Annotated in this window: 15 protein-coding genes and 6 pseudogenes; 5 read left to right on the top strand and 16 right to left on the bottom strand. The window is 69.8% G+C overall.

All coding sequences use genetic code 11. The features are described from left to right. Positions 1-71: 71 nt before the first annotated feature. The 3 genes and pseudogenes from Sfulv_RS31765 to Sfulv_RS28350 all read right to left on the bottom strand — a co-directional run. Positions 72-395: pseudogene (locus Sfulv_RS31765) on the bottom strand (winged helix-turn-helix domain-containing protein); the annotation flags it as partial. 154 nt (positions 396-549) lie between these two features. Next, positions 550-1,345: pseudogene (locus tag Sfulv_RS28355) on the bottom strand (IS5 family transposase). 189 nt (positions 1,346-1,534) lie between these two features. Then, positions 1,535-2,140 (bottom strand): type 1 glutamine amidotransferase domain-containing protein, encoded by a 606-nt coding sequence (locus Sfulv_RS28350; RefSeq protein ID WP_173317262.1) that lies wholly within the window; start codon positions 2,138-2,140, stop codon positions 1,535-1,537. A 101-nt stretch (positions 2,141-2,241) separates the two neighbouring features. Here Sfulv_RS28350 and Sfulv_RS28345 point away from each other — a divergent pair, with 101 nt between their 5' ends. Together Sfulv_RS28345 and Sfulv_RS28340 are read left to right on the top strand one after the other, a co-directional pair. Next, positions 2,242-3,180 (top strand): AraC family transcriptional regulator, encoded by a 939-nt coding sequence (locus Sfulv_RS28345; RefSeq protein ID WP_173317261.1) that lies wholly within the window; start codon positions 2,242-2,244, stop codon positions 3,178-3,180. A gap of 333 nt (positions 3,181-3,513) precedes the next feature. Beyond that, positions 3,514-3,747: pseudogene (locus tag Sfulv_RS28340) on the top strand (transposase); the annotation flags it as partial. Between the two features lie 61 nt (positions 3,748-3,808). Here the strand turns inward: Sfulv_RS28340 and Sfulv_RS29915 are convergent. From Sfulv_RS29915 to Sfulv_RS29905, 3 genes are all read right to left on the bottom strand, one after another. Continuing rightward, positions 3,809-4,114: a transposase gene (locus Sfulv_RS29915; protein WP_218578074.1), complete on the bottom strand. Its 306-nt coding sequence runs from the start codon at positions 4,112-4,114 to the stop codon at positions 3,809-3,811. An 87-nt stretch (positions 4,115-4,201) separates the two neighbouring features. Continuing rightward, positions 4,202-4,603 (bottom strand): hypothetical protein, encoded by a 402-nt coding sequence (locus tag Sfulv_RS29910; protein WP_218578073.1) that lies wholly within the window; start codon positions 4,601-4,603, stop codon positions 4,202-4,204. Between the two features lie 18 nt (positions 4,604-4,621). After that, on the bottom strand, positions 4,622-5,317 hold the full coding sequence (locus Sfulv_RS29905) for an ISL3 family transposase (protein WP_218578072.1): 696 nt from the start codon (positions 5,315-5,317) through the stop codon (positions 4,622-4,624). 83 nt (positions 5,318-5,400) lie between these two features. Here Sfulv_RS29905 and Sfulv_RS28330 point away from each other — a divergent pair. Together Sfulv_RS28330 and Sfulv_RS28325 are read left to right on the top strand one after the other, a co-directional pair. Beyond that, positions 5,401-5,939: pseudogene (locus Sfulv_RS28330) on the top strand (transposase); the annotation flags it as partial. Between the two features lie 51 nt (positions 5,940-5,990). Next, positions 5,991-6,353, top strand: coding sequence for a hypothetical protein (locus tag Sfulv_RS28325; RefSeq protein WP_173310109.1), 363 nt, complete (start codon positions 5,991-5,993; stop codon positions 6,351-6,353). A 51-nt stretch (positions 6,354-6,404) separates the two neighbouring features. Here Sfulv_RS28325 and Sfulv_RS28320 read toward each other — a convergent pair whose 3' ends face one another. Continuing rightward, the gene (locus Sfulv_RS28320; RefSeq protein ID WP_173317260.1) at positions 6,405-7,451 is read right to left on the bottom strand and encodes a class I SAM-dependent methyltransferase; all 1,047 of its coding nucleotides are present in this window, start codon (positions 7,449-7,451) and stop codon (positions 6,405-6,407) included. 557 nt (positions 7,452-8,008) lie between these two features. On the opposite strand from Sfulv_RS28320, the gene Sfulv_RS28315 reads away from it, so the two are divergent. Further along, entirely contained in the window at positions 8,009-8,641 is a 633-nt protein-coding gene (locus Sfulv_RS28315; RefSeq protein ID WP_173317259.1) for a DedA family protein, read from the top strand. A gap of 65 nt (positions 8,642-8,706) precedes the next feature. On the opposite strand, the gene Sfulv_RS28310 is transcribed toward Sfulv_RS28315, so the two are convergent. From Sfulv_RS28310 to Sfulv_RS31760, 9 genes and pseudogenes are all read right to left on the bottom strand, one after another. Beyond that, positions 8,707-9,555, bottom strand: coding sequence for an ABC transporter permease (locus Sfulv_RS28310; RefSeq protein ID WP_256669169.1), 849 nt, complete (start codon positions 9,553-9,555; stop codon positions 8,707-8,709). Next, positions 9,552-10,612 (bottom strand): annotated as a pseudogene (locus tag Sfulv_RS28305) (ABC transporter ATP-binding protein). The gene Sfulv_RS28310 and the pseudogene Sfulv_RS28305 overlap by 4 nt, the downstream one beginning before the upstream one ends. Beyond that, entirely contained in the window at positions 10,612-11,571 is a 960-nt protein-coding gene (locus tag Sfulv_RS28300) for a TauD/TfdA family dioxygenase (protein ID WP_173317258.1), read from the bottom strand. The pseudogene Sfulv_RS28305 and the gene Sfulv_RS28300 overlap by 1 nt, the downstream one beginning before the upstream one ends. Before the next feature lie 68 nt (positions 11,572-11,639). Continuing rightward, complete coding sequence (locus Sfulv_RS28295; RefSeq protein ID WP_173317257.1) at positions 11,640-12,428, bottom strand: FkbM family methyltransferase; 789 nt, start codon at positions 12,426-12,428, stop codon at positions 11,640-11,642. Between the two features lie 77 nt (positions 12,429-12,505). Beyond that, positions 12,506-13,447: a TauD/TfdA family dioxygenase gene (locus tag Sfulv_RS28290; RefSeq protein ID WP_173317256.1), complete on the bottom strand. Its 942-nt coding sequence runs from the start codon at positions 13,445-13,447 to the stop codon at positions 12,506-12,508. 12 nt (positions 13,448-13,459) lie between these two features. Beyond that, positions 13,460-14,182 carry an alpha/beta fold hydrolase gene (locus Sfulv_RS28285; RefSeq protein ID WP_173317255.1) on the bottom strand — a complete coding sequence of 241 codons (723 nt, stop codon included), beginning with the start codon at positions 14,180-14,182 and terminating at the stop codon, positions 13,460-13,462. A gap of 184 nt (positions 14,183-14,366) precedes the next feature. Then, entirely contained in the window at positions 14,367-14,603 is a 237-nt protein-coding gene (locus Sfulv_RS28280; protein ID WP_173318288.1) for an MbtH family protein, read from the bottom strand. 2 nt (positions 14,604-14,605) lie between these two features. Beyond that, entirely contained in the window at positions 14,606-18,685 is a 4,080-nt protein-coding gene (locus Sfulv_RS29900; protein WP_503827471.1) for a non-ribosomal peptide synthetase, read from the bottom strand. 3 nt (positions 18,686-18,688) lie between these two features. After that, a pseudogene (locus tag Sfulv_RS31760) lies at positions 18,689-18,772 on the bottom strand (phosphopantetheine-binding protein); the annotation flags it as partial. Positions 18,773-18,819: the final 47 nt, after the last annotated feature.

Here is an 18,819-nt window from a genome sequence, read left to right as displayed (position 1 = left end):
TCCGGCCACACCTCCTTCACCCAGCTGGCCACGGCTGTCTCGTCCCGCTCGACGGCACGCCGGGCCGGAACCTGATGACTCCAGCCGTGCCTCCGCAACATCTGGGAGATCCTCGACAACGTCATGCTCTTGTGGAACCGCCGTCCGATCAGCGTCTTGATCCTGGCCAGGGTCCATCGTTGGTCCGGCCAGCCGCGCGGGATCGGGCCCTTGGCCAACTCCTCCTCGAGCACGGCGAACAGCACATCGCTCAGCTTCGGACGGGACGCTGGACCGCGGGAACGGACCGCGTCCTGCCCGGCCTCCCGCCAGGCCCGTCGCCATCGCTGGACCGACCGGACGCTGACCCGCAACTCCTTCGCGATCTCCGTACTGCCCCGCACGTCCGCGAGCATCCCGACCGCTTCCATCCGGACCCGCTCACGGAACGCTTGTCTCTCCGCGTTAAGACCCCCACCTTGCGGATACCTCATACCTCCGGCATACCGCGCCAATCACCAACCGTCAGCCCCTACGACAAGACGACTTCAAGGTCAGTAACTGATCGTTTCAGGATGAGGCACGGAGTCGTCTCAAGCAGATGATGCCGCAGGCGAGTTGGAGTAGTCCGAGGTGGAGGTCGGCTCGCATCTCGTAGCGGATGCGCAGTCGTTTGAATTGGTGGAGCCAGGCGAAGGTCCGCTCGACGACCCAGCGTGTGTTGCCCAGTCCCGGGCCCTGCGGGGTGCCGCGGCGGGTGATCGTGGGTGTGGTATCGCGTGCGCGGACCAGACGCCGGTACGTGTCGAAGTCGTACCCGCGATCAGCGAACAGCCGCCGGGGCCGGTGGCGTGGCCGGCCACGCAGCCCACGGATGCGCGATATTGCGTCCTGCAGCGGCATGAGCTGGGTGACGTCGTGACGGTTTCCGCCGGTCAGGGAGGCGGCAAGCGAAGTCCTGTGCCGGTCGACGATCAGGTGGCGCTTGCTGCGGGCCAGGCCCGGTCGACCGGCGAAGCTCCGGTGTGAGCCCCCTGACGTGCGAGCCGTCCATCGAGGCGTCGTCCATCTCCGGCAGGCCCTCTTTACGCAGTTCCTCCAGGAGAACCTCATGCAGGCGGGGCCACACTCCGGCCTCGGTCCAGTCATGTAGACGCCGCCAGGCCGTCACCCCACTGCAGCCCACCGGCTCCGCGAGAACGTCCCGCCAGCTCACACCCCTGCGCAGCACGTGCACGATGCCCCGCAGAGCAGCCCGGTCATCAGCCGGCAAGCGCCCGGGATACCGGTGCCGTCGAGGCGGTCGTACGGGCAACAGCGGGGCTATGCGTTCCCATAGGTCATCAGGCACAAGGTCAGCAGACACCCACCAGATCCTGCCGACCCAACACCCAACTGCCAAGCCACCGCACCGATCTCATTCTGAAACGGTCAGTAGGGGCGACGGCGATCATCGGCGCCCCTCTGAGGCGCTCAGGCGGGTAAGCACGCGGTGGTGGCGTGCGCTCAAGAAGCCGCCCTGGTCCAGCTTCAGTGACGCCCGGCATACGGAATGCTACGCGCGCCGGTGGCCCGTGCCAGCGTCCTGCCGCTGGGCAAGATAATCCATGATCTTGTACATCTCTGCAGGCAGGTCCCCCGGCTTGCGGGCGGTGAAGAAGGAACCGTCCTGGACGACGGGCTCATTGACCCAGATACCGCCGGCTGCCTCGACCTCTTCACTGACCTCGTACCAGGAGGTGAGACGACGTCCCTCGGCGAGCCCGGCCGAGACGAGCATCTGGGGACCGTGGCAGACCAGTCCGATCGGCTTTTCGGCGGCTGCGAAGGCACGTACGAAGTCGAGTGCTGCAGTATTCTCCCGCATCTCGGTCGGGGCGAGGCCCCCAGGCACATAGAGCATGAGGTAGTCGGCCGGATCCACGTCGGCCAGAGCCGTGGTCTCCGTGAGGCCCATGCCACGGTATCCGGTGAGCTCACCACCGGACGGAGTGATCACCTCGACGTCGTAGCCGGCCTCGACGAAGCGGTAATACGGGTAGAAGAACTCCACGTCTTCCACCTTGTCGGCCGTCAGTATGGCTATGCGGCCCTTGGAGGGCTCGCCAGTCGGCAGCGCGACTCGGTTGTCGATGGGACGGTTGGAGGCATTGTCAGCCACTGTTCGCTCCTTGATCGGTGCTGATGAGTACAAGGTAGGAGCAGTGGCGTAGACTCTCAAACATAGTGAGTCCTACTAAAACTATAGAAGGTCCAGCAGTCGTGGACCCCCTCGAAGAGATCCTGACTCTTGTCGACGTCCGGGCGGAGCGCGCTTCCACCCTGACCGGCCACGGTGACTGGGCCTTGCGTTTTCCCGCACCCGCTGGCGCGAAATTCAACTCCGTGCTGTCCGGCTCCTGCATGATCGACACACCGGGGCTCAAGGAACCGCTCCAGCTTCGCACGGGCGATTCCTTCCTGCTGACCCGACCGCAGGAGTTCGTCCTGTCCACCTCGGCTCGGGCCAGCGTGCAGCAGGCTTCTCCCATTTTCCGTGCCACGGAGGGTACGACGAGCGTCGAGATCGGACCCCTCGGGCAACCAGTGAGCACACGTCTGGTGGGCGGCAGCTTCGCCTTCGGCCGCCGCGCCCGTGAACTGCTGCTGGATACGCTTCCGCCGCTGATCCACCTGCCCGCCCACGCCGAGGGTGCGACGATGGTCCCGCATCTTCTGAACCGCATCGACCACGAGGCCCGCACCGCGGGCCTCGGCGCGCACGTGGTCAGTGAACACCTCGCCGTCGTCCTGCTGGTCGATGTCCTGCGATGTCATCTCATGCACCAACCCGACCGGGCGGGATGGCTGCAGGGTCTCGGTGATCCAGTCGTATCCACGGCCCTGCGTGCCATCCACGCCGATCCCGCACGCCGCTGGACGGTGCGGCTCCTTGCCGATGCTGCACTTGTCTCCCGCTCCACGCTCGCCGCACGTTTCAAGGCTGCCGTCGGCAAGGGACCACTCGAATACCTCACCAGGTGGCGCCTTGAGCTGGGAGCCCACCGGCTCGCGTCCACCGACCAGACCATCGCGGTCATCGCAGACGCCGTCGGCTACAGCTCAGAGGCATCCTTCGCCCTCGCGTTCAAACGCGAACTTGGAACCGCACCGGGCATTTACCGCAAGGAAATCCGCCATCAGGACGGTACTGCGCCGTAGAAGTCGCCCGTCCACGCCCAGCAGTGTCACGGCTGAAGATTCTTGGTGTGAGCACTCTTCCCGCTCAGAGGTGACAACAGAAGTGGCCGTGGTGTGACTGTCGGCCCGGTTGATCATTGGTCGTTGGTCTGGTTGCGGGAAGGAGGGATTCTCGTCCGTGGCTCGTGTCGGACGAACTGCGATCGCTCAAGCCGCTGACGCCGGCGCCTTCCCTGACACCTTCTTCTCCAACGCGTGGAACCATGGCTACGCAAGGGCACTGAACCGTCGCTCATCGATAACATGACCACGTGGTGGCCGTATGGACTTGATCCAGATGGGACACCAACGATGACCGCGCTGACGCACGCCGGTCCGGTCGAGATATCCGTGCCCCGTGACCGCGACGCATCGTTCGATCCGAAGATCGTCAAGAAGCGGCAGAAGCGTCTGTCCGGCGTGGACGAGATGGTCATCTCCCTTACGGCGAAGGGTCTGACGACCGGCGAGGTCCAGGCCCACCTCGCGGAGGTCTACGGCGCCGACGTATCCCGTCAGACGATCTCCACGATCACGGACAAGGTGGTCTGGCTCATCGTGCGAACAGGACGCGTTTGCGAAGGAGATCAAGGCTGGCTCGGCCGAACATCTACCGCTTGAGCATCTTCAGCCGGTTGATGTTGCCCTCGACGGCGCCGGAACTGTGTGGCGGAGAGAAGCCGTTGCGGACGACGTCGAAGTCGCGTCGGAGGTTGCGGGCGAAGCCTGCGAGTGGGGCCAGGGAGTCCTGTTCGGCTCCGGTGATCCAGACCTCGAGGCGGTCGCCGTGGCGTGCGGTCATCATGACGGCGAATTTCCTGACGTGCCGGGTGAGCCGGTCCAGGTCGGGATCGCGTTCACGGAGCCGGTGGAGCTTGTCCGCGTTCTCGTCACGCAGGTGTTCGGGGTGGGTCATGGTCCAGGAGGTGACCTCGCGGACCGATGGAGGCTTGGGCCCCGGGTCTGGTGCATGTCCGCGCCCGGTTCGATAGCGCCGCAGATGTCACTGGACTGCCAACTCGTCTCCCAGGTAGCCCTGTTCCTGAATCTCGCGGCGGAGCTGAGCGCCGTTTCTGACACCTTCGTTCCAGCGTCGGTGCAGGTAACCGACGTACGGGTCGACGTCACGCGCCCGCTGCAGGTTCTTGGCCACGACGTCGTCCGCGGAACGGGCGTTGACCAGCTTGCGGACGGTCGCCTGGTGCGGCCCGAGTTTCCGGCCGATCGCAGCCTTCGGCATGCCCCGCTGCCACAGCTCATGGGCAGCTGCATGCTGTTCACGGAGCCGAGTCACGATCTTCAGCGCTGCCGTCAGCTGGACCACCTGCGGCTCACCGGGAGCGTCGGCGGGCTCCGAAGGCGGTTCGGCCAGACGGGCGCGGTAGCCGTTCACCGTCTTCTCCACCGCCTGACCAAGATTGGCTCACAGGTGACAGCGGTCAGCGACCTGCTGGGCCTGCGGCGCCCCAGTACGTGCACCCTCCGCATAGCCGCTGGACCGGTCCCGGCAGATCACCTTCACCTCGGGATGGTCGCGAAGCCAGGCAGCCAGGTCCTCGCCCTCACGCCCGTCGTAGAGATGCAGCGTCCGGTGGGTGGCCATGTCGATCAGCACCGTCCCGTAGTGGCGGCCCTTGCGGAAAGCGAAGTCGTCGATGTCAAGGACCCTCACCTCGCTGACTTCCGGCTCAGGCAGGGCCCTGACCAGCCGCAACAGCGTGTCCTTGCCCACGGTGATGCCGACCGCGGAGGCCAGACGGGCTCCCGCCCGGCCGGCCAGGGCCAGCCCGATCTGCGTCAACACCCCACGCAGCAAAAGGGTCTGCCGACTGTGCGGGGTTGTCAGTCCCGTGATCTGTTCCGCGAACGTCACCGCCGGGCAGGAAGAGTTCTCGCAGCGGAAGCAGCGTATGCAAAACTCGATCACAACATCGAGCCCGCCCATAACGACGTCACGCAGCTTGCGTACAAACCGGCCATGCACCCGCGTCGAGCCCTGGCCGCACCGACAGACCGCGGTCGCCGCCCGCGCCCGCGTCCGCAGCACCACCCTGTCCGGCCGTCGCTCGATCTCCTCGACCAACAATGCGGACAGGTGCGGGAACAGCTCCGAGAGCACATCACGAGAGCACGCGATGCATGATCGCGAACATCCAGCGCGGCTCGCCTACCCGTCCGGATCACAAGATCGTCGACAGAACCAAGATCCGCGACGGCGCCGTCGCCAACCGACCGATCTACGTCGCCCTGGCCGTCACCACCGAGCGCCGCCGCGAGATCCTCGGCTTGTGGGCCGGGGACGGCGGCGAGGGCGCCAAGCACTGGATGCACATCCTCACCGACATCAAGAACCGCGGCGTGAACGACGTTCTGATGCTCGCCTGCGAGGGGCTGAAAGGACTGCCCGACGCGGCCGGGACCGTCCGGCCCCAGACGATCGTGCAGACCTGCATGGTCCACCTGCAGCGGAACTCCTTCCGCTATGTCGCCCGCCAGGACTGGGACAAGATCGCCAAGCTCCTCAAGCCCGTCCATACGGCGCCGACCGAGGCGGCCGCGCTCGAATCCGACGGGCGGTCAAGGCCCGCGGACACTTCCCGAACGAGACCGCCGCCCTGAGATCGGTCTACCTGGCGATCATGTCCCTGGACCCCGCCGGCAGGCGGCAAACACGCTGGACCCTGCGATGGAAGACCGCTCTCAACGCCTTCGACATCACCTTCGACGGCCGACTCTCCGCAACACGCCAGCAACCCCAGTTACACCGTTCGATTGACAGACCCGGAGCCGACGTGCGGTCTCCCGTGTGGCTGAACGAGAAGAACTCCCTCAGCCTGCGCGAGGACCGCGCGGGCGACATCCGCCTCGACTGCGAGGACGATGTCTCCTGCGAACTGCAGAGCGACACCAGCGTGTTCATGCAGATGTTCAACGGCAAAGCCGCTCGCCTCGACACCTGTCGGCACCTCCTCACCAGCGCCACCGGCCTCACGTACCGCACCTGGACGTTCGCGGCGGCGGACGATGGCTCCCAGCTCTGCGTCAAGAACGCTTCTGGCGACATCGCGGTGCTCACCATCCAGATCAAGCAGACGACCCTGCGAGAAGCCGCCTTCCTGCAGCTGAGCATGCACGTCTGGAAGAGGGCGGCCTGAGGCGCGGACCGGAGGCACCTGTGCCCGGTCCCGAGAGCGCTGCGGGGTGTGTCAGGCGGGTGGTTTGTGGGCGACGGCGACGATTGCCGCGCGCGGTATCTCGGCGACGAAGGCATCCTCGGAGCGGTAGACGACGGGCCCCGGTGTGAAGTCGGTCTTCTCGGGCAGGGTCGCCAGGTACGTCTCGTGCTGGAAGTACTGCTCCAGGAGTTGCCAGCAAGCGTCGGTTCCGCCCAGGGTCGCGAAGAACGCGCCGACTCCGTACATGTCGGCCACGTACGCGCACATGCGGCGGCGCACCTCTTCCTGCGTCTTGCCGCGGACGACGAGGGGGTCGTACAGGTCGACGACGCGGGCCGGTGTGCCCGCTTCGTCGAAGAGTTCGGCCAGGGGGCCGCGGGAGAAGTGGCGATAGTCGTGGCCGGCTGTGGTGTGGGGGTGCACGATGTCGGTGAAGAACCGTGCCATGGGGCTGGTGTCGTCGAAGTCGTGCAGGACCACGTGGCCGCCGTCCTTGACGACGCGCAGGGCCTCGGTGACGGCGTCGAGCCTGTCCTGCGGCGCGATGTGGTGGGTTCCGTAGGCGAGCAGTGCCGCGTCCATGGTGCCGTCGGCGAGGAAGAGGTGGTCCGCGGCTTGCCGGATGGCGGCCAGGCCCTGGGCGAGGGCTTGTTCGACCATGTCCCCCGAGAGGTCGCCGGTGAGGATGTGGACGCGGTCGCGCAGGTCGGGGGCGTTTTCGTGGACGGCGCGGGCGATGGTTCCATCCCCGCCCAGGACGTCGAGGACGGTGCGGGGGGCGGCCGTGTCGGGCGTCTCGCCGGAGGGGACGGCCAGTTCGAGCAGCTGTCGCATTCCCTTCCAGCGGACGGAGGAGTCCTGCTGGGCCCTGCGATAGGAGTCGCCGCGTCCGGTGTCGTCGGAATCGAATTCCGTGGTCGTCGCGGCCAGCGCTCTGAGCGCTTTGTCGGCGCCTGGGCGGCCGAAATCCACCGACGATTTCAGGACCGGGTGGGCCGGGACTGTATCGCGCAGATAATTTTCGAGAGTCAGGGACGGTAAGTAGGCGTCCGTTCCCACCGGTGCATCCGTCTGCATTTCCACCAATCCGGTCAGTCGATGGTTCTCATCGTGGACGACTGGTCGTTCCGTATGCAGGGTTTTCACCCTCCGCAACCCATGAACGGCGCTTGACCAGTCCGGTCCGCGGTTTCACCGTCGCACCCTTTCAGGGCGCTGATCCCGCGTCAAGGGTGCTCACGCGCGGGGCGATCCCCCAGGGCTGGTCGCGCGGCGCCCTCGCTGTGAAGGTGTTCACTTCGTGTCGTGATGGAGAGTCGTTTCTATTACTCACCTCCGATTCAGACGGACATTCCCCGAAATTCCCCTTCCTGTCTACTCCGGTCGCTGAATCGCACTCCCCTTCGCCTTCGATCGGCGCGTCCGCCGTGCCCCGCCATCCGGCGGCGGTTCCCTGGTAGATTGGCGTCCCTTCGCCCTTCTCCACGCCCTGTACCGGTCGGCCGGGGATGGGCCCGGTGAAACGGGGAAGTCGTTTCCCTGTTCCATTCGGTGGGTTCTCGAAGAAGGGCGCGGGATTTCAGGGGCGCCGCCGGGAGGGCTCCACGAGCGAGGAGAGGCGGAGCGGGGCTGCCATGTCTTGGTTGAGCGATCTGCTGAACGATCTGCTGGCAGCGGTGTCGGAGATGAGCCCGGTCGCCAGATTGGCCCTGGCCTCGGCGTTCGCGTTCGCCGAATCCGGCCTCGGGGCCGGCATGGTCGTCCCCGGCGAAGTAGCGGTCCTCGCCCTGAGCGCCGGAACCGAAGGGACCCGCCCGCTGCTGGCCCTCTTCCTCGTCGTCACGATCAGCAGCTCGGCCGGCGACCACATCGGCTACTTCCTCGGCATCCGCTACGGGCAGCGCATGCGGGAGACCCGCCTGGTACGCCGGATCGGGCAGCACCATTGGGACCGTGCCCAGGAACTCTGCCACCGGTACGGGGCCAGCGCCGTCTTCCTGACGCGGCTGCTGCCCGTGGTGCGCACCCTCACCCCCGCGACAGCCGGAGTCGGCTCCGTACGCTACCTCCGCTTCCTGCCCGCCTCCCTCGCCGGAGCCGCGATGTGGTCCGCGCTCTACGTGTCCGCGGGAACGCTGGTCTCGGCCTCCCTGCGCGAGGCCGAGAGCCTGCTCTCCACCATCCTGTGGGCCCTGCTGGGCGTAGCGGCCGCTCTCTCGCTCGCGGCCGTGTGGTGGCGGCGCAGGCACCGCCGCCGCAGCTCTTGACCGTGCGTCGCGTCGTCCCATGCCGCTCGCCCGAGGTGGCACGGACCGTCGGCGAGTCGTCGCGGTCACTCGTCGGGCGGGCGGCGGAAACCGCGCGCGGCGAGGACCATCATCGCCGCCATCAGGCCCAGGGCCGCGCACAGCGCTGCGGGCACCTCGCTCCCGACCTGCCCTCCCAGGGCGAGGCTCCGCGACGCCCCCACGGCATAGCTCACCGGATTGACGGTGGCGACGGCCGCCAGCCAGCCGGGCAGCACATCGACCGGTACGAACGCGCTGGAAGCGAACATGAGCGGGAAGTTGACGAAGAAGCCGATGCTGGACAGCACCTCCACCTTCCGCAGCCACGCGGCGAGCGCGATGAAGATCCAGATCAGGGACCAGATCACCACCGTGGACAGCAGCAACGCCGCCGCCAGACCTCCCACGCCTCCCCCGGCCCGGTAGCCGAACAGCAGATGGCCCCCGATGACCAGGACCAGCAACTGCATCCCCGAGCGCGTCAGATCGGCGATCGAACGCGCCACGAGCACCAGCGGCAGTGACAACGGCAGGACACGGAAGCGGCGTACCATCCCGCCTTCCATGTCCCGCACCAGCCCCACCCCCGCGGACTGCGAGGTGCCGAGCCCGGTGGTGACGAGGAGAGCGGGCAGCAAGAACTCGATGTAGGACACCCCTCGCGGAAGGATCGAACGGTCCGCGAGGCTACCGAAGACCTGGCTGATCAGCAGCAGCATCACCACCGGCTGCGCCACGCTGAACAGCACCACCCTGCGGTCCGCGTAGACCAGGCGGATCTGGCGTGCTGTGAGGACCCGGAGTTGCGCGGCCCTCCCCGCCGGTCTCCAGCGCGGTACGCGCGCTCCCGCTGCGGGCTCGGCCAAGGGCGCCGTCGTCACAGGTACGTTCACGGGGTCTCCGGGGTGTCGCCGGTACGCCGTTCGGCCTCCGGGGTGGTGCTCCGGTGGGCTGTACGCGCCGGAGCGGGGGCAGCAGGACGGCCGATGGCACCCGCCGCCGGGGCGCGGGTGCCGGGGGCCGTAGCGGTGAAAGCGAGGTAGACGTCGTCCAGAGAGGGCTCCGCGTAGCGGATCTCGCTCACGTTCTGCCCCACGGCGTCCAGCACCCGGATCACGACGGCCAGATCCGCCGAATGCCCCGCCGGCACGGTCAGCTCACTGGGCTCACCCTCCACGCCCGGCGGGAAACCGGCCCGGCGCAGAGCCTCGGCGGCCACGGCCCTGTCCCCCTGTGGCCCGACCCTCAGCGAGATGGAACCGCTACCGGTCTGTGCCTTCAACTCCACCGCCGTACCGGAAACCAGAACCCTGCCCGTCCCCAGGACAGTGATCCGATCGGCGAGCCGGTCGGCCTCCTCCAGATACTGCGTCGTCAGCAGAACCGCCGTACCTTCCCGTGTCAGCCCCTGCACCATCTCCCACAACCCGAGACGGCTGGGCAGGTCCAACCCCACAGACGGCTCGTCCAGGAACAGGACATCAGGAGACCCGACCAGCCCCAGCGCCAGATCCAACCGACGACGCATCCCTCCGGAATACGACACCGCCCTACGCCCCGCGGCTGCACGGAGGCCGAACACCTCCAGCAGCTCGTCGGCCCGGCCGACGGCCTGCGCCTTGGAGGCTCCGCACAGCCGGGCCACCAGGACGAGGTTGTCGTATCCGGAGAGCTGCTCGTCGAGAGCGGCGAACTGCCCGGTGACCCCGATGCGCCGACGGACCTCCTCGGGGCGACCGACCACGTCGAAGCCGGTGACCGAGGCGGTGCCCGACGTGGGGGCGTGAGGGTGGAAAGGATGTTGACGAGGGTGGTCTTGCCCGCCCCGTTGTGGCCCAGGAGGCCCATGATCTCCCCGCGTGCCACCGTCAGGTCCACGCCGTCGAGGGCCTGGACCGTGCCGAAGCGCTTGCGCAGGCCGGTGGCGTGGATCACCTGGTCCGCCGCCATCAGCTCAGCACGCGCCCGTGCTGCGCGCGCACGGCGCGGGACCGCCGGTGGTCCAGGTGGACGAAGGTGCGCTGGAGCCAGCGGTCCTGGCCGTCGTAGCGCGGGACGAAGGCACTACGCCCGTGCAGCGCGACGCGGTTGTCCACGTACACCAGGTCGGCCGTGTCCAGGACGAGTTCCTCGGAGACGGCGCGGGCGGCGTCCGCCAGGGCGTCCATGGCCTGCCTGCCCCAGGGGTCGCTCGTGTGGGTGGCGTGGAAGTCGACGCGGATGTCCGGGTCCTCCGCGTCACCGGTGAGCACGGCGTGCGGCTTGGTCGCGCTGTCCGGCCGCCCGAAGGAAGGGGGCGGCTCGGTGGTGAACAGGGGGCGCCGCAGCGTTTCGACTGTCCCGGCGTCCAGGTGGTCCATCGCGGCGCGGACGGAGGCGACCCGCAGGCCGGCGGCCCGGTCGTGGTCGCCGCGGACGCAGAACAGGCCGACGTAGTCGGGGCGGTGGGGGTGGAAGGCGTTCTCGGTGTGCATCTCCAGCGGGACGGAGCCGGCGTTGGACTGCTGGCCCTCCCGGCCGGGCACGGGCACCACGTTCTGCACGAGCGCCCCCTGTTTCTCGTTGCGGTAGGCGATGACGTCGCCCAGTGCCATGGACAGGGCACACAGCACGGAGGCGCTCAGGGTGGCCCTGCGCTCCACGGAGTCGGCCTCCTGCGGAGTGGCCGGCACACCGTCGGCGGCGGGGAGGTTGCGCAGGAGCAGTCTGCCGGTGGGGCCGGGGTCGTGCCGGAAGGCGCGGAGCCGGTCCTGGAGGCGGGCGGGCAGGTGGCAGGAGGCGGTGCGGCACCGGTCGAGCCATTCCCGTTCGTCCACGAGGCCGGGGGGCGTGCGCGTCAACTCCTGGGCCAGGGCCGCCACGTCGCCGCGTTCGGCGTCGGACAGGGTGAAGCTGTTCTCGGGGTTCATGCTGTTTCTCCGGGGGTGGGGAACCGTTCGGTTCGGATCTGCGAGGGGCGGCCGGGCGGGGGCGTACCTCAGCCGCGACAGGGCTCCGCGACGGCGAACACGCTGTGGCGGTCGCTGCCCGCGTACCGGTCCTCCTGCTCGGTCAGGACGCTGAACCCGCGCCGCTCCAGCTCGTCGGACACCGCTCGCAGCCGGCCGGCGGTGTTGCTGTCGGGGCTGTCGTGGACCTCCATGGCGATCTGGCGGACCAGTGGCCAGTGCCGCTCCGCCAGGCCCCGCAGCACCTCCTGCTCACCGCGCTGAACGTCGATCTTCAGCAGGTCGATCCGGTCCACGGGGTGCTCGTCGAGGACCGCGGAGAGCGGGCGGAGCCGGCAGCTCACCTTCTCCTCCCGGAACCGGAAGGCGAGGAGCTCGTCCAGCATCCGCTCGGCCTCGGGCAGGTGGTCGGTCCGCACCTGTCCCCGGACGAAAGCCCGTTCCGCCTCGGTGTCCGCCAGGGTGCTGCGCGTGGACATGGTCGAGTAGCCCGGATAGTGGGTGAACTCGACCTCCTGTTCCGCCTCGGCGAGGCCGTAGGGGTGGGCGAGCCCTGCCACCGCGTGGCGCTCCCGGTTGCGGCGCAGGAGGTTGTACACCTGGGGGACCGGTTCGAAGGAGTGGACCGTGGCACCTGGTCTCTCGGAGCGCACGAAGAGGGTGAACATTCCGATGTTGGCCCCGACGTCGAAGACCACGGGGTCCTCGGGCAGGTGCAGGGCCTCGGGCAGGTAGGCGCGGCGGGTGAAGATCTCGTCGTAGAGGAACTCGGTCTCATGCTTGTTCAGACCTGCCACCTCGGCGAGGGCGATGGTCATCGGCGGCCTTCCTGTGGGGTGGGCGGCGGTTGTCTGTGACGGTGGGAGCAGGCCCGGCATGGTCCGGAAGGCAGGCCCTAGTCCGACATGGCGACCAGGATGCGGCGGTCGCCGGTGAAGGGCCTGCGGCCGTGGGCCGCCTGGACGTTGTCGACGAGCATGAGGTCGCCGGGCCGCCAGTCGTTGTCCACGGCGTGCTCGAGGCCGCGGTCGCGTACCTGGCGTACGTGGTCGGCGGGTATCGGGGTACCGTCCGCGAAGGCCACCGACTGGGGCAGTTCTTCCGGGGGAAGCATCCCCAGCAGCGCGGCGGCGGCCTCGTCGCCGAGCGTGGCCGGATGCCACTGGTCGCTCTGGTTGAACCACAGCCGCTCGCCGGTGGCGGAGTGCTCGATCGTCGCGGGCCGCACGTGGCTGACGCGCAGTCCGTTGCGGGCGTTCCACTGCCAGGTGGCGTCGGTGCGGGAGAGGTAGTCCTCGACCTCCGAGCGGTCCTGCGTCTCGAAGGTGTCCTGCCAGCTCTTGCCGAGCCCGCGTCCCCCGTGGAGGTTCTGGGTGTAGCGCAGGCCGCCCGCGAAGGCGTCGCGGACGTCCTGGTCCAGTGCCCGGTACCAGGTGGCGTTGTCCACCACCGGTGTCGCGCCGCCGCTGCCGGCCGCCCGCTCGCAGTAGAAGAGCAGCCGGGCCGGCCACTTCGCGGCGTAGGACATCTCGCTGTGCATCGAGATGGTGAGCTCAGCCGGGTACTCCGTGGAGGTGTACACGTTGTGGCCGACCTTGGTGCGGGGCGAGTTGCCGAAGACGTAGGGCAGGCGGTCCGGGAGCAGGAGCGGCATGATCTTCTCCAGCTCCTCAGGGCTCACGCCGAAGCCGCTCAGGACCAGCACTTTGTGGGCGGCCAGGAGTTCGTCGGTGCGCGCGGAGTCCTGGAGGAAGCCGGCCAGGGCGTCGGCGGTGGCGGGCAGCGCGTGGCTGTCCGGGCTGATCGCGGCGGGCCGCCAGGGGGTGGTCGGTTCCATGGAGGGGCTCTTTCATGCGTCGAGGAATTGGGTGATGAACCGGTTGACCATGTCGGGCTGTTCGAGGTAGCCGTAGTGGCCGCAGTCGGGCACCACGTGGTAGTCGGCTGTGGGCAGGGCGTCGGCGATCTCCTTGGCCAGGTGCGCCGGCGCCACGATGTCGTCGGCGAAGGCGATCACCCGGCAGGGGGCTGTGATCCGGGCCAGGTCCTCCCCGTGGTCGTCGGCGGCGCTGATCTCCCTCTGGGTACGGACACCGGGGCCCGCGGTCGCCGTCAGCTCGAACAGGTCGAGCCAGTCGGTGATCCGCTCGTCGTCCGCGAGCGTCCTGGGCGAGAGGTTCTGCATGGCCCGCACCACCGCCCGGTAGCGGGGCGGCACGGTGACGCCGCTGACGTCGAGATCGATCTCGGCGGCGGTCGCGGCGGCCCTCATCCGGTCCGCGCGGGACCGCGGCGCCATCAGGACACACCGGGAGACCAGGTCGGGGCGGAGACGGGCGACCTCGAGCGCGACCCTGGCCCCCAGAGACGTCCCCACGACCGCGCACGGGCCCAGTCCGAGGCGCTCGATCAGGCCGATGGTGTCGGCGGCCATGTCCTGGAGGGTGAAACCGGGGCCCCCGCCGCTGGGGGCGATGCCCCGGTTGGTGAACGTGACGGCCTCGAAACCCGCGGCGACCAGCGCGGGCACCTGGTGCAGGTGCCAACTCGTTCCGGCGGCGCCGCTCCCCATGATCAGGAGGACGGGGGACCGCTGCCGGTGCGTGCGTGATCCAGGTCGATCCCGTTGATCCGTGCCAGCATCCAGGCTTCCTCGCAGTTCGTCGGCGGTCTTCGGGACCGGGGTCGGTGAACGGGCGCGGGGGGCGCGGGCGGGCGGGGTCCCTGTACCGGGCCGCCCGCCCGCGCCCCCGAGGTCACTTGGTCGCGCCCGCGGACTTCTCGTGGGCCTCCATGGCCTCGATGAGGCTCTGGGGGCGCATGTCGGTCCAGTTCGCCTCGATGTAGTCCAGGCACTCCTGGCGCGGGCGCTCGCGCACCACGGCCCGCCAGCCCGCGGGGATCTCGACGAAGTGGGGCCACAGCGAGTGCTGGTTCTCGTCGTTGACCAGGACGTGGAAGGCGCCCTCGGTGTCGTCGAAGGGGTTGGTCATCGTCATACCTCTCGTTTCTTCGTGGTGGCTCCCCGAAGGGAGTCCAGTCGGCGGGTCAGGACGCGGCCGGCTTCGGCGACCGACGTCGGTTCGGTGAGCATGGACATGTGGGCGGCGTCCAGCCGGTGCACCTCGACGCCTCCGTCGGTGTGCGCCTCCCACGCCGCGGGGTCGAGGCCGCGGGTGCGTTCCGCGGTCATCAGGACGATTCCGCAGCGGACACGGCCGGGGGTGAAGGAGCGCATGAGCCGGACGTTGTTGACGTAGACGTCCTTGGCCGCCGTCAGTTCGGCGTCGTCGAGGTGGCCGAGCGAGCTGTCCACGCGGCGCAGATGGGCGCGGAACCGCTCCAGCGGGAAGCGTCCCGCGCGCTGGTCGGCCTCCTCCCACGCGAACCCCGACTCGCGCAGGTTGGCCGCCACGATCTCGGCCTCGGACCCGTCGGCCCGTCCGCCGGGGTCCCCGGTGCGATGGGGTGGGTAGGCGTCCAGCATGGCGAGCAGGTCCACCCGCTGCCCGTCGCGCTCCAGCAGGCCCGCCGCGGTGTGGGCCACGTGGGCCCCCAGCGACCAGCCGAGCAGCCGGTAGGGGCCGTGCGGCCGGACGCGGCGGATCAGCCGGACGTAGTCGTCGGCCATCTCCTCGACACTCCCCGGCAGACCGGCACCGTCCGCGGGCGTGCGGGCCTGCAGCGCGTGGACGGGGACGTCGGCGGGGAGCCACGGCAGGAGACTCGCGTACGCCCATCCCAGACCGACGGCCGGGTGGACGCAGAACAAGGGCGGCTGGTCGCCCCGGCCCCGCAGGGTGAGCAGGGGCGCCGGGGCGCGGCGCTCGGCGCCCCGGCCTATGCGTGCGGCCAGGGCGGCCGGGGTCGGCGCCTCGAACAGGTCCCGTGCGGCCAGGGGCACACCCAGGCGCTCACGGACCCGTGCGACCAGCCGGACGGCGAGCAGCGAGTGCCCGCCGTTCTCGAAGAACCCGTCGTCGGCGCCGACCGACGTGCGCTCCAGCACCTCGGCGAACACCTCGCACAGGGCGGCCTCGCGTTCATCGCGCGGCGGCCGCCCGGCCTCTTCGGCGAGTGGTTCCGGCGCGGGCAGGGCGTCCCGGTCGAGCTTGCCGTTGGCGGTGGTCGGCAGGGCGTCCAGCACCAGGAAGGCGGCGGGCACCATGTAGGGCGGCAGGAGGGCGGTCAGGTGTGCGCGCAGTCGGGTCGCGGTGGGGCGGGGCGGGCCGTCGGCCGGTACCACGTAGGCCACCAGCGCGCGTCCGCCCGGCCCGTCCTCCCGCAGGACGACCGCCGCCTCGCGCACGGCCGGGTGGTCGGTGAGCCGGGCCCGGATCTCACCGGGCTCGACGCGGAAGCCGCGCAGCTTGATCTGCTCGTCGGTGCGGCCCATGTGGTGGACGCGACCCTCCCGGTCCCGGCGCGCCAGGTCGCCGGTGCGGTACATCCGCTCCCCCGGCTCTCCGAACGGGCAGCCGACGTACCGGCTCGCGGTGAGCGCCGGACGGCCGCCGTAGCCGCGCGCCAGTGACGCGCCGGCCAGGTACAGCTCGCCCATCACCCCGGGCGGGACGGGTCGCAGCCGGTCGTCGAGCACATAGGCCCTGGTGTTGGGCACGGGGGTGCCGATGGCGGGCGGCGGGCCGCCGGGAGTCAGGGCCTCACTGGTCAGGGTGACCGCGGTGGTCTCGGTGGGGCCGTAGACGTCGAGCATGCGCCGGCCGCGGGCCCAGCGGTCCACGAGGGGGGCGGTGACCGCCTCGCCGCCGACGGCGAGGCAGCGCAGGCCGTCCAGCCCTTCGGAGGGGAGGCCGCTCAGCACCGCCGGGGGGATGAAGGCGTGGCTGATGCGGTGCTCGGCCAGCATCTCGGCGAGCGGTTGCCCGGCGAGGAGGGGGCCGTCGGGCAGGACGAGGGTTCCCCCGGTGGTGAGGGCCATGAGCAGTTCCAGTACGGCGCCGTCGAAGGACGGCGAGGCGAGTTGCAGCACGCGGCTGCCGGGCTCCACCGGGTACCGCTCGCGCTGCGCCGTGGCCAGTGACAGCAGGCCGCGGTGTTCGGTCACCACGCCCTTGGGGCGGCCGGTGGAGCCGGAGGTGTAGACGACGTACGCGGCGTTGCCGGCGGTGAGGGGGGCGTTGCGGTCGCCGTCGGCGAGGTCGGTGGCCGGCTCCTGGGCCGGTTCGTCGTCGGGGACGAGGACCGGGACGCCGGCGATCTCCTCGCGTCCCGCCGCGTACGGGTCGCCTGCCAGGACCAGGGCGCAGGCGCTGTCGCGCAGCATGAAGGCGATGCGCTGCTCGGGGTGGCCGGGGTCCACCGGTACGGCGGCGCCGCCGGCCTTGGCGATGGCCAGCAGGGCGGTGATCTGCCCGGGGGAGCGCGACATCAGCGTGGCGACGCGGTCTTCGGGGCGGATGCCGCGCCGCACCAGCACTCCGGCCAGCCGGTTGGCCCGGGCGTTGAGTTCGGCGTACGTCAGTGCCTGGCCGGCGTGTTCGAGGGCTGTGGCGTGCGGGGTACGGGCGACCTGCTCCTGGAACATCCGCGGCAGTGTCGCGACCAGGCCCGCGCGCCGGGTGGCGTTCCATTCGGTGACCACCGTGTGCCGCTCGTCGGCCGCGAGGAGTTCTCGTGCGCCGATGGTGTCGGCCGGTTCCGCCGCCCAGATCGCCAGCATCCGGCCGAAGCGGTCGAGCAGGCTCTGCGCGGTCTCCCGGTCGAAGAGGTCGGCGCTGTATTCGAGAGCGGTCTCGATGCCGCTGGGCTGCCCGTCCTCCCCGTGGCTCTCCAGGAAGGTGAACATCAGGTCGAACTTCGAGCGGGCGGTCTCCACCTGGTGCGGTGTGACGGTGAGTCCAGGGGGGCGGCCGCCCTGGCGCGCCATCTGCTCCTCGGTGTTGTTGCAGGACAGGGCGACCTGGAAGAGGGGGTGCCGGCCGAGGGAACGGGTCGGGCTCAGGCGCTCCACCAACTGCTCGAAGGGCAGGTCCTGGTGGGCGTAGGCGGCCAGCGCGGTCTCGCGGACCCGACCGACGAGTTCGGTGAACGTGGGGTCGCCGGAGGTGTCGGTCCGCAGGACCAGGGTGCTGACGAAGAATCCGACCAGCTCCTCCACCGCTTCGTCGGTGCGCCCGGCGACCGGGGCGCCGATGGGGATGTCCTCCCCGGCGCCCATCCGGGTGAGGAAGGCGGCGACGGCGGCCTGGACGACCATGAACACGCTGGCCCGGCAGGTTCTGGCCAGATCGGCCACGGCGGAGTGGACGGTCGCCGGGAGCGTCAGCCAGACCTGGCCTCCGGTGCGGGTCGGGCGGGCCGGTCGCGGCCGATCGGCGGGCAGCCGCAACTCCTGGGGAAGCCCTGCCAACTGCTTCTCCCAGTAGTCCAGTTGGACGGCTGCGGGGCTGGCGGGGTCAGCGGGGTCGCCGAGGTAGCGCCGTTGCCACAGGGCGTAGTCCGCGTACTGCACCGGCAGCGGCCGCCACTGGGGGGCCCGGCCCGCGCGGCGCGCGGTGTAGGCGGTGAACAGGTCGCGCAGGAGTCGCCTGCCCGACCAGCCGTCGCTGGCGATGTGGTGGAGCACCAGCACGAGGACCCGGCTGCGCGGACCGCTCTCCAGCAGCCAGGCGCGCATCGGCGGTTCGGACTCCAGGTCGAAACGGTGGGCCGCCAGCTCGGCGAGGGTGCGGTCCACCTCCTGGCCGGCGACCGGGAGGACGGTGAGGGTTCCGGCCGCTCGTCGGGCCGGGAGCACCTTCTGGTAGGGGCCCTCGGCGCCCTCGGGGAAGACGGTGCGCAGCGTCTCGTGCCGTTCGGTCACGTCTTGGAGCGCGGCCTCCAGCGCCGGGACGTCGAGATCGCCGTCGAGCCGCAGCGCCCGGTGGATGTTGTACGTGGCGTCGGGGCCGGTGAGCCGGTGCATGATCCACAGCCGCTGCTGGGCGTAGGAGAGCGGGACGTGCTCCGGTCGCGGCGCGGGCGTCACCGGTGGGCGTCTGCCGTCGTGGGAGTCCAGCAGTGCGGACAGGGAGCGCACCGTGGGGTGTTCGAAGAGGCGGCGCACCGGCATCTCCGCGTCCAGGGCCGCCCGCACCCTGCTGGCCAGGCGGGTGGCCAGCAGGGAGTGCCCGCCCAGGGCGAAGAAGTCGTCGTCGATGGAGACCTGCGGGCGCCGCAGAACGTCGGCGAAGATGCCGCACAGGA

Origin of the sequence: Streptomyces fulvorobeus (genome assembly GCF_013167895.1) — a bacterium.
In the GTDB taxonomy this organism is placed as follows: Bacteria; Actinomycetota; Actinomycetes; order Streptomycetales; family Streptomycetaceae; genus Streptomyces; species Streptomyces fulvorobeus.
This window is presented reverse-complemented; position numbering and strand designations above follow the sequence as displayed.

What these genes read in the sequence shown, in the direction of transcription:
- Sfulv_RS29915 (WP_218578074.1), bottom strand. Translation starts at nt 4,114, where the DNA reads ATGACCCACCCCGAACACCTGCGTGACGAGAACGCGGACAAGCTCCAC.
- Sfulv_RS28320 (WP_173317260.1), bottom strand. Translation starts at nt 7,451, where the DNA reads ATGCAGACGGATGCACCGGTGGGAACGGACGCCTACTTACCGTCCCTG.
- Sfulv_RS28315 (WP_173317259.1), top strand. Translation starts at nt 8,009, where the DNA reads ATGTCTTGGTTGAGCGATCTGCTGAACGATCTGCTGGCAGCGGTGTCG.
- Sfulv_RS28300 (WP_173317258.1), bottom strand. Translation starts at nt 11,571, where the DNA reads ATGAACCCCGAGAACAGCTTCACCCTGTCCGACGCCGAACGCGGCGAC.
- Sfulv_RS28295 (WP_173317257.1), bottom strand. Translation starts at nt 12,428, where the DNA reads ATGACCATCGCCCTCGCCGAGGTGGCAGGTCTGAACAAGCATGAGACC.
- Sfulv_RS28290 (WP_173317256.1), bottom strand. Translation starts at nt 13,447, where the DNA reads ATGGAACCGACCACCCCCTGGCGGCCCGCCGCGATCAGCCCGGACAGC.
- Sfulv_RS28285 (WP_173317255.1), bottom strand. Translation starts at nt 14,182, where the DNA reads ATGGGGAGCGGCGCCGCCGGAACGAGTTGGCACCTGCACCAGGTGCCC.
- Sfulv_RS28280 (WP_173318288.1), bottom strand. Translation starts at nt 14,603, where the DNA reads ATGACCAACCCCTTCGACGACACCGAGGGCGCCTTCCACGTCCTGGTC.
- Sfulv_RS29900 (WP_503827471.1), bottom strand. Translation starts at nt 18,685, where the DNA reads ATGCCGGTGCGCCGCCTCTTCGAACACCCCACGGTGCGCTCCCTGTCC.